General features: G+C 68.0%; 10 protein-coding genes. 5 read left to right on the top strand and 5 right to left on the bottom strand.

Features of this window, described 5'->3' with window-relative positions:
• The first annotated feature begins 32 nt into the window (after positions 1-32).
• On the top strand, positions 33-920 hold the full coding sequence (locus ACFFGH_RS27300; RefSeq protein WP_386674384.1) for a nucleoside hydrolase: 888 nt from the start codon (positions 33-35) through the stop codon (positions 918-920).
• An 11-nt stretch (positions 921-931) separates the two neighbouring features.
• Here ACFFGH_RS27300 and ACFFGH_RS27295 read toward each other — a convergent pair whose 3' ends face one another.
• The 4 genes from ACFFGH_RS27295 to ACFFGH_RS27280 form a co-directional block, all read right to left on the bottom strand.
• Positions 932-3,100 (bottom strand): glycoside hydrolase family 3 N-terminal domain-containing protein, encoded by a 2,169-nt coding sequence (locus ACFFGH_RS27295; protein WP_386674380.1) that lies wholly within the window; start codon positions 3,098-3,100, stop codon positions 932-934.
• Between the two features lie 8 nt (positions 3,101-3,108).
• Positions 3,109-3,582, bottom strand: coding sequence for a nuclear transport factor 2 family protein (locus ACFFGH_RS27290; protein WP_386674377.1), 474 nt, complete (start codon positions 3,580-3,582; stop codon positions 3,109-3,111).
• Entirely contained in the window at positions 3,579-5,057 is a 1,479-nt protein-coding gene (locus tag ACFFGH_RS27285) for a C-glycoside deglycosidase beta subunit domain-containing protein (protein WP_386674374.1), read from the bottom strand. The genes ACFFGH_RS27290 and ACFFGH_RS27285 overlap by 4 nt, the downstream gene beginning before the upstream one ends.
• 115 nt (positions 5,058-5,172) lie before the next feature.
• Positions 5,173-6,114 (bottom strand): LysR family transcriptional regulator, encoded by a 942-nt coding sequence (locus ACFFGH_RS27280; RefSeq protein ID WP_386674371.1) that lies wholly within the window; start codon positions 6,112-6,114, stop codon positions 5,173-5,175.
• A gap of 169 nt (positions 6,115-6,283) precedes the next feature.
• Here ACFFGH_RS27280 and ACFFGH_RS27275 point away from each other — a divergent pair, with 169 nt between their 5' ends.
• Positions 6,284-7,303: a VOC family protein gene (locus tag ACFFGH_RS27275; protein ID WP_386674368.1), complete on the top strand. Its 1,020-nt coding sequence runs from the start codon at positions 6,284-6,286 to the stop codon at positions 7,301-7,303.
• Positions 7,304-7,563: 260 nt separating this feature from the next.
• On the opposite strand, the gene ACFFGH_RS27270 is transcribed toward ACFFGH_RS27275, so the two are convergent.
• The gene (locus ACFFGH_RS27270; protein WP_386674366.1) at positions 7,564-7,791 is read right to left on the bottom strand and encodes an integrase core domain-containing protein; all 228 of its coding nucleotides are present in this window, start codon (positions 7,789-7,791) and stop codon (positions 7,564-7,566) included.
• Positions 7,792-8,055: 264 nt separating this feature from the next.
• Here ACFFGH_RS27270 and ACFFGH_RS27265 point away from each other — a divergent pair, with 264 nt between their 5' ends.
• From ACFFGH_RS27265 to ACFFGH_RS27255, 3 genes are all read left to right on the top strand, one after another.
• Positions 8,056-9,090 carry a LacI family DNA-binding transcriptional regulator gene (locus ACFFGH_RS27265; protein WP_386674363.1) on the top strand — a complete coding sequence of 345 codons (1,035 nt, stop codon included), beginning with the start codon at positions 8,056-8,058 and terminating at the stop codon, positions 9,088-9,090.
• A 70-nt stretch (positions 9,091-9,160) separates the two neighbouring features.
• The gene (gene uxaC, locus ACFFGH_RS27260) at positions 9,161-10,561 is read left to right on the top strand and encodes a glucuronate isomerase (protein WP_386674361.1); all 1,401 of its coding nucleotides are present in this window, start codon (positions 9,161-9,163) and stop codon (positions 10,559-10,561) included.
• 62 nt (positions 10,562-10,623) lie between these two features.
• Positions 10,624-11,967, top strand: a complete 1,344-nt coding sequence (locus ACFFGH_RS27255; RefSeq protein ID WP_386674358.1) for a mannitol dehydrogenase family protein — start codon at positions 10,624-10,626, stop codon at positions 11,965-11,967.
• The last annotated feature ends 91 nt before the right edge of the window (positions 11,968-12,058 follow it).

The raw sequence follows: 12,058 nt of genomic DNA, 5'->3' as shown, positions 1-12,058 counted from the left end.
GCAGCGCCCAGCAGCCAGCCGAAGGAGACACGATGCAGAGCTACAAACGGATCCCGGTCCGACCCACCACCCGCGTGATCGTCGACAACGATCACGCCGGCGACCCAGACGGCCTCGTCGCGCTGGCCCATCAGCTGCTGATCGAGGCGACCGAGGTCACCGCCGTCATCGGAACCTCCATCAAGACCCGCCCCGATTCGTACGTCGAGGCGGGATCTGCGCAGCGCGCCGCGGACGAGCTTCTCGACCGGCTGGCACCCGCGCATCGGCCGCCGACGTACCTGGACGCCTCGGCGCGACTGCAGGATCTCGATGACGTCCCTCCCGGGGCACAAGCCATCATCGACGAGGCGCTCCGGGCCGATGACCGGCCGCTGGTCGTGACGTGCGGCGGTCCGCTCACCAACGTCGCCGCGGCGCTCAAATCCGAGCCGTCGATCGCCGACCGGATGACGGTCGCATGGATCGGCGGCAACGGGTATCCGGATGGCGGATGGGAGTACAATCTCTCCATCGATGTGCCGGCCGCTCAGGTCGTCTTCAACGATTCGACGGTGCCGATCTGGCAGTTCCCGCAGCCGACGTACCGGCAGTGCCTGTGGTCGATCGCCGAGATGGAGTGGGAGCTCACCTCCGCGGGGGAGTTCGGCGCCTGGCTGTACGAGCGGTTCACTTCACCGCCCGACTTCGTGCAGCTGCAGGGCATTTGGCCGATGGGCGACAGTCCCGTGGTGATGGCAACCGGACTTGGCTCGGAGTCGAGCCTGCTCCGCACCATCGACCGCCCGTGGATCGCGGACGACCTGGCGTATCAGGTACACCCCGGTGGCGGGCAGATCACCCTCTACGAGACCGTCGACTTCCGGCTGATCATCGCCGACTTCGTCGCCCGCCTGCGTCTGGCGGACCGCCAGCGCTGAATGGCCGCGAGCTACCGCGTCACGCGCAGCAGCGCCTCTCGTGTGCCGCTCAGGCCGCCACCGACGTGGAACTCGAACGTGCCCGACTCCACCCGGAATCGCGCGTCGTTGTCCCAGAAGCCCAGTTGCTGCGCGCCGATCGGGAAGGACAGCGCCACGCTTTCGCCGGCGGCCAGCGTGGCGCGGGTGAACGCGCAAAGCCGTCGCACTGGTTGGGCAAGCGACGCCACGCGGTCCCGCAGGAACACTTGAATGACCTCGTCACCGTCGAGGTCGCCAGTGTTTGTCACCTGGACGCCGACGGATATCGTCGCGCCGTGCTGCAGGTCCCGAAGTGGAATGGTGTCGCGTTCCAGTCGGATGTCGCCATACTCGAACGTCGTGTAACTGAGCCCGTGCCCGAACGGGAACTCGGGGCCGAGTTCGAGGTCGAGATACTTCGACGTGTAGCGATCGTCGGTGTTGTCGGGCCCGTGGAGGCCCACGTCGCGGCGCTCCTCGCCGAGCACCGCCGCGGACCGTGCCGGCCGGCCCGTGTTCTCGTGGGCGTAGTAGATCGGCACCTGTCCGGGAGATCGGGGGAAGGACATCGGCAGACGCCCGGCGGGGTTCACCTCGCCGGTGAGGATGCGGAGGACGGCCGCGGGTGCCTCGGTCCCGAGGTGCCACGCCTCGAGCACCACCGGGGCTCGGTCGATCCACGCGCTCGTCACGAGCGGGCGACCGTTGAAGAGCACCACGACGGACGGCACGCCGGAGTCGGCGATCGCGGAGATCAGCGCCTCCTGGTCGCCCGGCAGACGAAGGTCGCTTCGTGAGCTCGCCTCGCCTGTGATCGCCGAGGGCTCCCCGACGGCGACGATCACGAGGTCGGCGTCGGCCGCCGCCGCGCGCGCCGCCTCGTGCAGGTGCGGGTCGCCGCCGAAGAAGTCGGCGCCCGGGGCGATCGCGAGGGACCAGTCGGGCTGCAGAGAGCGGATGGCGTCGGCGAGGGAGCCGGACGGCTCGGCATGCGACTGGACCCAGGCACCCAGGTGGTCGGTGCTCTCGGCGTAGGGGCCGACGAGCAGCACCCGCCTGGGACCGGCGGGAATGGGCAGGGTGCCGTCGTTCTTGAGCAGGACGATGGACCGCTCGGCTGCGGCGCGGGCGGCAGCCCTCGACTCCGGCGTCGGCGCGAGGACCTCCCTCGACTCGTCGGCGTAGGGGCGCTCGAAGAGGCCGAGCTCGGACTTGAGCAGCAGCACCCTGCGCACCGCATCGTCCAGTCGCGAGGCGACCACGTCCTGGTCAGTGAGCGGTGAGCGGCCGTCGACGCCAAGGGCATTGCCGCCCATCTCGATGTCGAGCCCAGCCGCGTAGGCCTGCGCGAGCCCGTCCCGCAGGTCCTCCGCAACCCCGTGCGCGATCAGGTTGCCCACCCCGTCCGCATCGCCGACGACAGCACCCGCGAAGCCCCACTCCTCTTTGAGGATGCCGGTGAGCAGACCCTCGTGTACATGCGCCGGCCGCCCCGAGACCGTGTTGAAGGCCGCCATGACGGTGCGCGCGCCGGCTTCGACGGCCATCCGGAACGGCTCCAGGTAGACGTTCCGCAGGCGCTGCACCGACACGTCGACGGTGTTGTAGTCCCGTCCACCCTCCGGCTGCCCGTACGCGACGAAGTGCTTCGCGCACGCGATCATCGAGTCCGGGTCGGAGAGAGATTCGCCCTGGTAGCCGCGCACCATCGCAGCGCCGAAGACGCCGTTCAGGTACGGATCCTCGCCGAATCCCTCGACGACGCGGCCCCACCGGGGGTCGCGGCTGACGTCGATCATGGGGGAGAAGGTCCAGGTGACCCCGCCCGAGGCGGATTCGCGGGCCGACACCCGGGCACAGACCTCCGCGACGGCCGGATCGAAGCTTGCCGCCAGCGCGAGCGGGATGGGGAAGATCGTGCGCTGTCCGTGGATGACATCGAGCCCGACCAGCAGCGGGATGCCGAGGCGTGTCTCCTCGACCGCGACCCGCTGAAGCTCGTTCGTGGCCCGCGAGCTCCGGGGCCAGAACACCGACCCGGTGCCCGACCGCACCAGCTCCTTGGCATCGTCGAGCTTGGGACGGTACGCGATCTGCAGCTGCCCGAGCTTCTCCTGCCGCGTCATCCGCGACAGCAGCTGCTCGACAGCCTCACGCATGTCTCGGGTCATCCGTGAGGCGTGCGGCCCTGCCGCCCGGCGGCGGCCTCAGTCTCGGCGAGGAGCTGCGAGTTGAAGTACTCCCGTTGCAGAATGATCTTGCCGTCCTGCACACGGAGCTCGTGCACGAAGCTCTGCGGGTACGGCTGGCCGAGGAACGTCGCCGCGTCGATCATCCGGCTCTTGACGAAGAACAGCGCAGGGTCGTCCGTCCCGTGGATCTCGATGTCGCGGTGAACGCAATTCGCGAACATGCCCGTGTTTCCGAGCGTGTTGGCCACGATCTCGTCGCGGCCCTCCCAGCGGGTCTTCGGCAGCTCCTTCGGGGCGAACGGGAGCTCCTTGACGCCCTCGTCGTGCCATACCGCCAGTCGCTCTTCGGGCTTGTCGAGGTCTGAGGTGAAGAACGCCTCGATCACGGCACGGTTCCGCTCGCGCAGTTCAGTCATCTCGTCGAGGGCCGGGGTGCCGGCGGTGCTCATGCGAGGGCCAACTCGGCGCGCATCGCGCGGCGTATGAGGGCGTGCTGCTTCTGCACCAGGACCAGCGGGTCCACCTCGCCCAGGTCGGCGAAGGCGTGGCCCTCCCACTCGCTCGACATGTAGCCGCGGAAGCCGCCCTTGACGAACTCGGAGACGATCGTCTCGTAGTCGATGGCCGGTTCCCGGCCGTCCTCGTCGATGTCGTAGAACTTCGCATGGACGTGAAGGATCTGCGGCATGATGTCCGACCACTCGTGCGGGTCGATGTGGCCGTGCATGTTGAACGCGAGGCGGGCCAGCGGACCGAGCGTCGCCGGGTCGATGCCGCGGCCGTTGAGGTACTCGATGAACGCGCCGGACCGCTCGTGCATCGGCGCGTCAGTGACCCAGAGGCTCTGCATCTGCTCAACGGCCTCGTCGTCGAGCCCCATCTTGCGCATGGCGCGGATCAGGGTGGGCGACATGCTGTGCATGGTCGAGGAGAAATCGGCGACGAAGCCGAGCAGCGGCGAATCGATCTCCGCGTAGAGGTCACGCACCTTCTGGATCTCCGGGCTGTTGGGTCCCATCGGAGCGTGGATCTCGTAGCCGAGCTTGAGGTCCAGCTTCTCCGCGACGGGAAGGATACGGCGGAGCAACTCGGGCTTGGCGCTCTGGATCCTCACCAGCGGGAAGTCGAGCGCCTTCGCGCCGCGGAGCAGCAGCTCGGTGAAGTCGAACTCCTCCTCGAGGGTCATGTCGCGGTCGCGTCGCCGGCCCATGTCGAGGTTCGCGCCGAACGAGCTCGCCTCGAACCCGTACTTGTCGAAGGTGCCCCGCCAGTTGCGGACGAACTCCGGCGACACCTCGGGATAGGTGCGGAGCGTCTGCGAGGCGACGATCTCGATCCCGGGGCCGATGCCCAGCTCGGCGACCCGGGCGAGGAGCGAGTCGAGGTCGTACTGACCGGCGGCGAGCTCGGCGGTTGCGGAGTAGAGGGTCAGGCCGAGCTTGAACGGCTCGGCCTCGGAGGACTCCGAGGAGGCGCGCGCGCTTGCGGTTGATGTGGTCGCCGGAGGTGCCTCGACCGGGGGAGCGTCCGTCGCGGTGAGCGTGCGCACCATGTGCACCTTGTTCGGCACGTAGAGGCCCGGTTTGATCTGCATGTACGGGATCCGCATGTCGGCGACGACGTCGATCTCGTGGGTGTCGCCGACAGCGGCGGGGGAGTCGAGCTTCGCGATCAGGAGGGCGTGGTCCTGCAGGTACCAGAGCTTGTCCCAGTGCTCGCCGATCTCATCGATCTCGAACCGCGACCCGTTCAGGGCGAAGACGAGTCGGTCCTTCGGCACCGGCTGCCCATCGATCGAGAGCTCGATCGTGTTGACGGAGGAGAGCCAGAGGCTGCGATACCAGGGCAGCTGCAGCGACAGCGCGACTCCCTCCGGGTGGACGCGCAGGCTGGATTCGTTGATGAGGCTGTCGTGCGTGGCCAAGAGTGCTCCTCGTCGAGACGGGCGCGCGAGGGATGCGGCGCGCTCCTTCAACCCTGCGGCCGGCGGACGGCGCGGGGAAGCGCGATTCAGCTATAGCCCCTATCAGGCCGGCGGATCAGCTGGGCCGGCGCGGGGGCGCGGGGGTGAGCCCGGCCCGGAGCACCGCCTTGCGGAGCATCGATCGGAACCAAACGTGGTCGCGCTCGAGCGTGTGCACGGGATGCCACCAGAGGGCCTCCGTCAGCGGCACCACGTCGAAGGGCACATCGATGATGCGCATTCCGGCGCTGTGCGTGGTCAGCTGCTTCCCAAGGGCTTCCTGCACGAACGCGACGCGGTTGCTGTCGGCGAGCAGGTACGGCAGCACGGTGAAGCTGTTGCTGACGAGCTTGACCTGAGGCTCCACCCCGAGGAGCTGCAGCTGCTTCATCGGAGGGGTGTACTCGCTTATGCCGGAGTAGGTGGAGATCCAGGGCATCGCAGCCAGCTGTTCCAGTACGATCGTGTCGCCGACCTCGCTGTTGTCGCCGTCGACCATGCACACCCAGCGGTCGACGAAGAGGTCGAGGTGCTCGAGGCCGGTCAGGAAGCCGTGCGGCATGAGCACCCCGTCGTCGTCTCGGACCGAGTCCGGCGCGTCAGCGACAACGGCGCCAGTCATCGGCCGGAACCTCAAGCGCACATTGGGAGCCGCCTCGCTCAGTACGTCGAGGAGCGACGGTCCGAGCACCGCGGTCACGTAGTCCGAGCCGTAGATGCTGAACTCCCGCGTGCTCGTCGCGGGGTCGAACTCGGCCTGCGCGGTGAAGACTCGCTCCACGCCGGCGGTCGCCGCGTAGGTGAGGTCGAGCAGCTGTTGCGCGAGCGGGGTCAGCTGAAAGCTGTTGCCGCGTCGCTCCAGCAGCTCGTCGTTGAAGTGCCGCCGCAGCCGCGCCAGTGCGGCCGAGAGGGCGGGCTGGCTCATGTGCATGCGCTCGGCGGCGCGGGTGACGCTCTTCTCCTCCAGCAGCGCACGAAGCGGCAGGAGCAGATTGAGGTCGAAGTTCCTCAGTTGCATGGGCTCAGGCTATTGCGGCGCCGGTGGCACGGCCACCGGCCTCCACCCCCTCTCTCGCATCGACACGGTCGATAGCGGGTATGACAACTTCCGCCTTCCCGGATCTGAGCACCCGGGTGACAGTTGAGTGCACTGTCCCGCCGACTCGGCTTCCTACGAAGGATCGACGATGATCAAGCTCCTCTCCCACCTCGCGCACCTCGAGATCACGACGCCGGACGTCGAGGCCTCGGTGCGTTTCTACGAGCAGCAGATGGGCCTCCGGGTCTTCGCCCGCGAGGAAGACAAGGTGTATCTCCGGGCGTGGGGCGACTACTACAACTACTCCCTCGTGATCTCCGAGGCCGCAGAGCCCGGGCTCGCCGTGATGGCATGGCGCACCTCCAGTGCCGAGGCGCTCGAGGAAGCGGCGAAGCGCGTCGAGGCGAAGGGCGTCGACGTCACCTGGATCGAGAAGAGCCCGGGCCACGGTCGCTCCTTCGTGTTCACCGGCCCCTATGGACACACCATGGAGCTCTTCTGGGAGGTCGAGAAGTACCAGGCCGACGGCGAGCACGCCTCCGTCTTCCCTGACCGCCCGGAGCGCCGCAGCCAGCACGCGGTGTCACCCCGGCAGCTGGACCACGTCACGGTCGCGGCATCCGACGTGCGCGGGTTCGCCGACTGGTACAGCGAGGTGCTCGGCTTCCGCATCATGGCGTACACGGTGCTCGACGAGGCGCCGGTCACGGTCTTCTCGGTGATCACGACGAACGAGAAGTCGCACGACCTCGGCGTCGTGCTCGACGGTTCCGACCGTCCCGGCCGCGTCAACCACATCGCCTTTTGGGTCGACTCCCGCGAGGAGCTGCTCCAGGGCGCTGACATTCTGATGGAGAACGGCACGCCGATGGAGTACGGGCCGTCGATCCACGGCATCGGCGAGCAGAGCTTCCTCTACTTCCGCGACCCGAGCACGCTGCGCGTCGAGGTGAACACCGGCGGCTACCGCAACTACGTGCCCGACTGGGAGCCGAATGTGTGGACCCCGTCCGCCGGCTCGAACAACCTGTACCGCAACGGCGCCATGCCGATGTCGATGACCGAGTCCTTCCCACCGTCTGACGCGCCGTCCGCGACGGAGGAGGGCATCCACCCGGACACCCGCGAGGCGCTGCTGAACCCGTACGCCAAGCAGGGGCGCGGTTAGAGCGGCGCACGAACCGGAAGGGACTCCCTCGGCGTGCGAGCGTTGGACCTGCTCGGTTGAACCGGACTCTTCGATGACGAGAGGTGGACACATGCGGGAACGGGCGTCGGTCGCCATCATCGGTGCCGACCCGCAGGCCCGCTGGTCGGTCACGATTCCTGCATCAGGCGCGCGTCCCGTTCGTGGACCTCGAGCGGACATCCCGTGAGCAAGAGCTGCCGGACCTCGGTGTGTTCGTGCGCGCGGCCGACGCCGATGTGTCAGTCGTGAGTTGAAGCGAAGGTTGACGACGCCGGAACCGTGGATGCGGTTCCCGCGGATGCGCCAGTACCGCCGACGGTTCCGGCTGGGCCCGCTCTGCTTCTTGCGGTGTAGGCATGCTGTGTGCGGCAGCTCAGGGATCGATGCGGACGTTGGGTGTTGTAGTAGCCGCGGTGCTCCTCGAGATGGGCGTGCAACGCGCTGAGGGTTCCGGAGATCCTGGTCATGCACGGCGGGCGGAGCGACCTGGCAACCGGTTGCTAGATCTGGCGTTGCAGTTTAGAGTGAAGCCACCTTCGCCGCTGTGTCCGTGTGGGTTCTCGAAGGTGCGGACGCCGGAGAAGGGGCACTGATGCGCTCGAACTCGGTTGGTAACCGCAAGATGCGGCGGGTCGTATTCTCCGCGAGTTCTCCGGGGGCAGCGCCAGCGCATCGCATTCGCTGGTGCGCTGGCACTGCGTCCGAAGCGACCGTACCCGGCGGGAGGGCCATTGAGCGAGACGCCATTGGACGAGTCCGCTGTCGGGGACGGACGTCCCGGCCGCGCCGCCAGGACCGCGGCGCCCACCATATACGACATCGCCAAGCTCGCCGGCGTCAACCCGTCCACCGTATCCCGGGCACTCAGCCGGCCCGGCCGGATCAATGTCAGGACAGAAGAGCGCATCCGTGCTGCGGCGAAGGAGCTCAATTACCGGGTGAATCCCATCGCGCGCGCACTGCCGACGGGCAGGACCCGCACACTCGGCCTCTTGGTGGCTGACATCACGAACCCAGTCGTCTTCGGGATCGTGCGCGGGGCCGAGCACGCTGCGACTGAGCGCGGCTACACCTTGGTGATCGCGGAGTCCGAGGAATCCGGCGAACGGGAGGCAGTCACGGCCGAGCGGATCCTTCCTTCGGTGGATGGCGTCATCCTCGCCACGACTCGACTGGGTGACCCGCAGATCCGGAGAATCGCCGAGCGGAAGCCCGTCGTCCTGCTCAACCGCGTCGTTGAAGGGGTCGAGTGCATACTGCCGGATCTCGAGGTGGGCGTCACGGCGGCCGTGCAGCACCTGAACGACCTGGGGCACCGCCGGCTCGTCTATCTCGCCGGGCCGGCCACCTCCTGGATCAGCCGCAAGCGCGGCGAGCTCATCACCGCCGCGGCGACCGAGCGCGGCATGACGGTGGAGCAGGTCGACGGGGGCACTCCGACCCTCGACGCCGGACGCGAGGCTTTCGACGAAGTCCGGGTCCGCGACGCCACCGCGGTCTTCTCCTACAACGACCTGATGGCCATCGGATTGCTTCGCGAGGCAGGTCGGCGTGGAACACCGGTGCCGGAGATCTTCAGTCTGATCGGGTTCGACGACATTTTCGGCAGTGACTTCACGGTTCCTCCACTGACGACCATCCGGTCGCCGCTGGACCGGGCGGGTCGCCGAGCTGTGCTCACCATCCTCGGCGAGGAAGACGAGGAGGACGCCGTTCTCCTCACTGAGCTCGTAGTCCGGTCGTCCACCGCCCCTCCCTCTGCCTGACGGTCCCCGCCGCTCCGCCGCCCGTACGCCGCGACCGCCATCAACCCAGAATCTTCCGTGAGGAGCACCCATGTCTCTGGAGCTCGACCCCGACCGCCTGTTCCCGGTGGATCGGCAGACGCGCACCGTCGCTCGCAATCTGTACGAGCGCGTCGCGGAGCTGCCCATCATCTCGCCGCACGGCCACGTCGACCCGGAGGTGCTGCGACGCGATGAGGCATTCCCCGACCCGGCCGACCTGCTGCTCTCGCGCGACCATTACATCACCCGTCTGTTGCACGCCGCCGGAGCTGAGCTCACCTCGCTGGGGGTGGGCCGTGCTGCAGGGGCGGACCCACGGGCGGCATGGCGGATCTTCTGCACGAACTGGCACCTCTTCGCAGGCACAGCCTCCGGGTATTGGCTCATGCACCAGCTGGTGACTCTCTTCGAAGCGGAGGAGGAGCCGTCAGCCGAGAATGCGGACCGTCTCTTCGACCGGATCGCGGCGCGCCTGGGGGCGCCGGGGTTCCTGCCCCGCGAACTCTTCGAGCGATTCCGCATTGAAGTTCTCGCCACGACGGACGACCCACTCGATGACCTGAGCTCCCACGCCGCCCTCGCTTCCGATCCGTCATTCCGTGGACGTGTGCTGCCGACCTTCCGCCCGGATGCCTACACCGACCCGGAGAACCCCCTCTTCCGGGAGAACGTCGAGCGGCTCGCTGCGCACGCCGGGAGCGCTCCAGGGAACTACAGGGCGTACATCGAGGCCCTCGAAGACCGCCGCCGTTACTTCATCCAGCACGGCGCGGTGTCAGCCGACCACGGTGTACGCGAGCCGCTCACCGTCGACCTCGACGACTCCGAGGCAGCCAAGCTGTTCAAACTGGCCATGCAGGGTGGTCTCTCCGCCGAGGAGGCGCGGGTCTTCAGCGGCAGCATGCTGTTCCAGATGGCCCGAATGAGCGTCTCCGACGGTCTGGTGATGACCATCCATCCCGGTGTCTACCGCAACCACAGCAGCGGCACGCTCTCGCGGTTCGGTTCCGACACCGGTCACGACATCCCCGTGGGGACGACCTTCACCGAGAACCTGCGCCCCATGCTGGAGAAGTTCGGTCTCGAGAAGGACCTCCACATCGTCCTCTTCGCCGTCGACGAGACGGTCTACTCGCGGGAGATCGCACCACTGGCAGGTTTCTATCCGAGCCTGTACATCGGCGCGCCCTGGTGGTTCCTGGACGCACCGGACGCGGTGCAGAGGTTCCGCTCCGCGGTGACCGAGACCGCAGGGTTCTACCGGGGCTCGGGGTTCATCGACGACACTCGCGCCTTCCTGTCGATTCCTGCCCGCCATGACATGGCGCGCCGCCTTGATTCGGCCTTCATCGCGCGTCTCGTGGCGGAAGGCAGAATCTCCCGGCCGATGGCAGAGCGGCTCATCACCGACGTCACCGATTCCCAGCCACGGAAGGTCTTCAAGCTATGACGCAGCAGTTGAACCGAACCATCTACGCGCAGCGGACGGGACGTCCAGCCCAGGCTGCGCCCGTGCGGATCGTCCACCTCGGACTGGGCGCTTTCCATCGTGCGCACCAGGCGTGGTACACCGAAAGCTGCACCGACGGCGAGGACTGGGGCATCGCGGCGTTCACGGGCCGCAGCGCGACCGCGGCGCTCGAGTTGCAGGCACAGGCGGGCGTTTACACCGTGCTCGAACGCGGGCCGGTAGACAGGCTGCATCTGGTCGGGCGGATCTCCCGCGCACTCGACGGCGCCAGGGTGGGGGAGCTCGCGACGTGCATCGCCGCCCCCGACACCTCGCTGGTGACCCTCACCGTCACCGAGGCGGGATACCGGCTGACCCCGGAGGGCATGCCGGATCGGGACGACGAAGCGATGGCGCACGACATCACCTGGCTCCAGTCCAACCTCGCCGCGTCGAGGATGGAGTTCGAGCCCGGCCCCCGAACCCCGCTCGCGCGCCTCTTGGCCGGTCTCGAGTCCCGCCGCCGCATCGGAGCCGACCCGATCGCGATCGTTCCGTGCGACAACATGCCGGAGAACGCAAGGCTCATCCGGACCGGCGTCCGCGCCCTCGCCGAGTACGGGAGCCCGGACCTCGCGGACTACCTGGCGTCCCGAGTGACCTTCGTCTCGACCTCTGTCGACCGGATCACGCCGGGGGTGAGCGCTGACGACATCGCGGAGGTCGAGCACCTGGCCGGCTACCGGGACGGCTCACCCGTCGTCACCGAGCCGTTCCACGACTGGGTCCTGGAGGGTGAGTTCCCCGCCGGGCGGCCGCACTGGGAGAGCGCCGGCGCACGCTTCGTTTCCGATATCGAGCCCTTCGAGCGGCGGAAGCTCTGGCTGTTGAACGGCGCCCATACGCTTCTGGCCTACGCCGGGACTGCCCGGGGTCACACGACCGTCGCCGAAGCCATCGCGGACCAGGATCTCCGGGGCTGGATCGAGGACTTCTGGGATGAAGCCGCGGCTCATCTCGACGGGGAGGGGCTCGAACTGGACGACTACCGGGCGGCATTGCTGGAACGCTTCGCCAATCCCAAGATCAGGCATCAGCTGGATCAAATTGGCGTCGACGGCGTCACCAAGCTGCGTGTCAGGATCGTGCCCATCGTCCGCGCCGAGCGCCGGCGCGGCCGCGCAGGGGAGGGAGCCGCCCGGGTGCTCGCCGCCTGGTCGGCGGCGGCGCGCGATCGACGGTTGCCTGCCGACCGGTACAGCGCAGATGTTGAGGGCGCATCGGCCCGGTCGGGCGTCGGCGCACTGCTCAGAGTGCTGGACCCACAACTTGCGGATGACGCTCAGCTCGTCCGTCTCGTGGAGGGCCTTGCGCGCGGGTTGGAGGTCTCGTCGGCGGCGCGCTGAACACGTCTTGGCAACCGCTTGCCAATCAGAATGGCCCCATGCTTCAATGGGCTGAGCCGGGTCGTTTTCCCCTTCTCAAGCCCCCAATCCG

The organism is Lysobacter korlensis (assembly GCF_042434515.1).
Note: the sequence above shows the minus strand (reverse complement) of the source record. Positions and strands in the feature narration are given on the sequence as shown.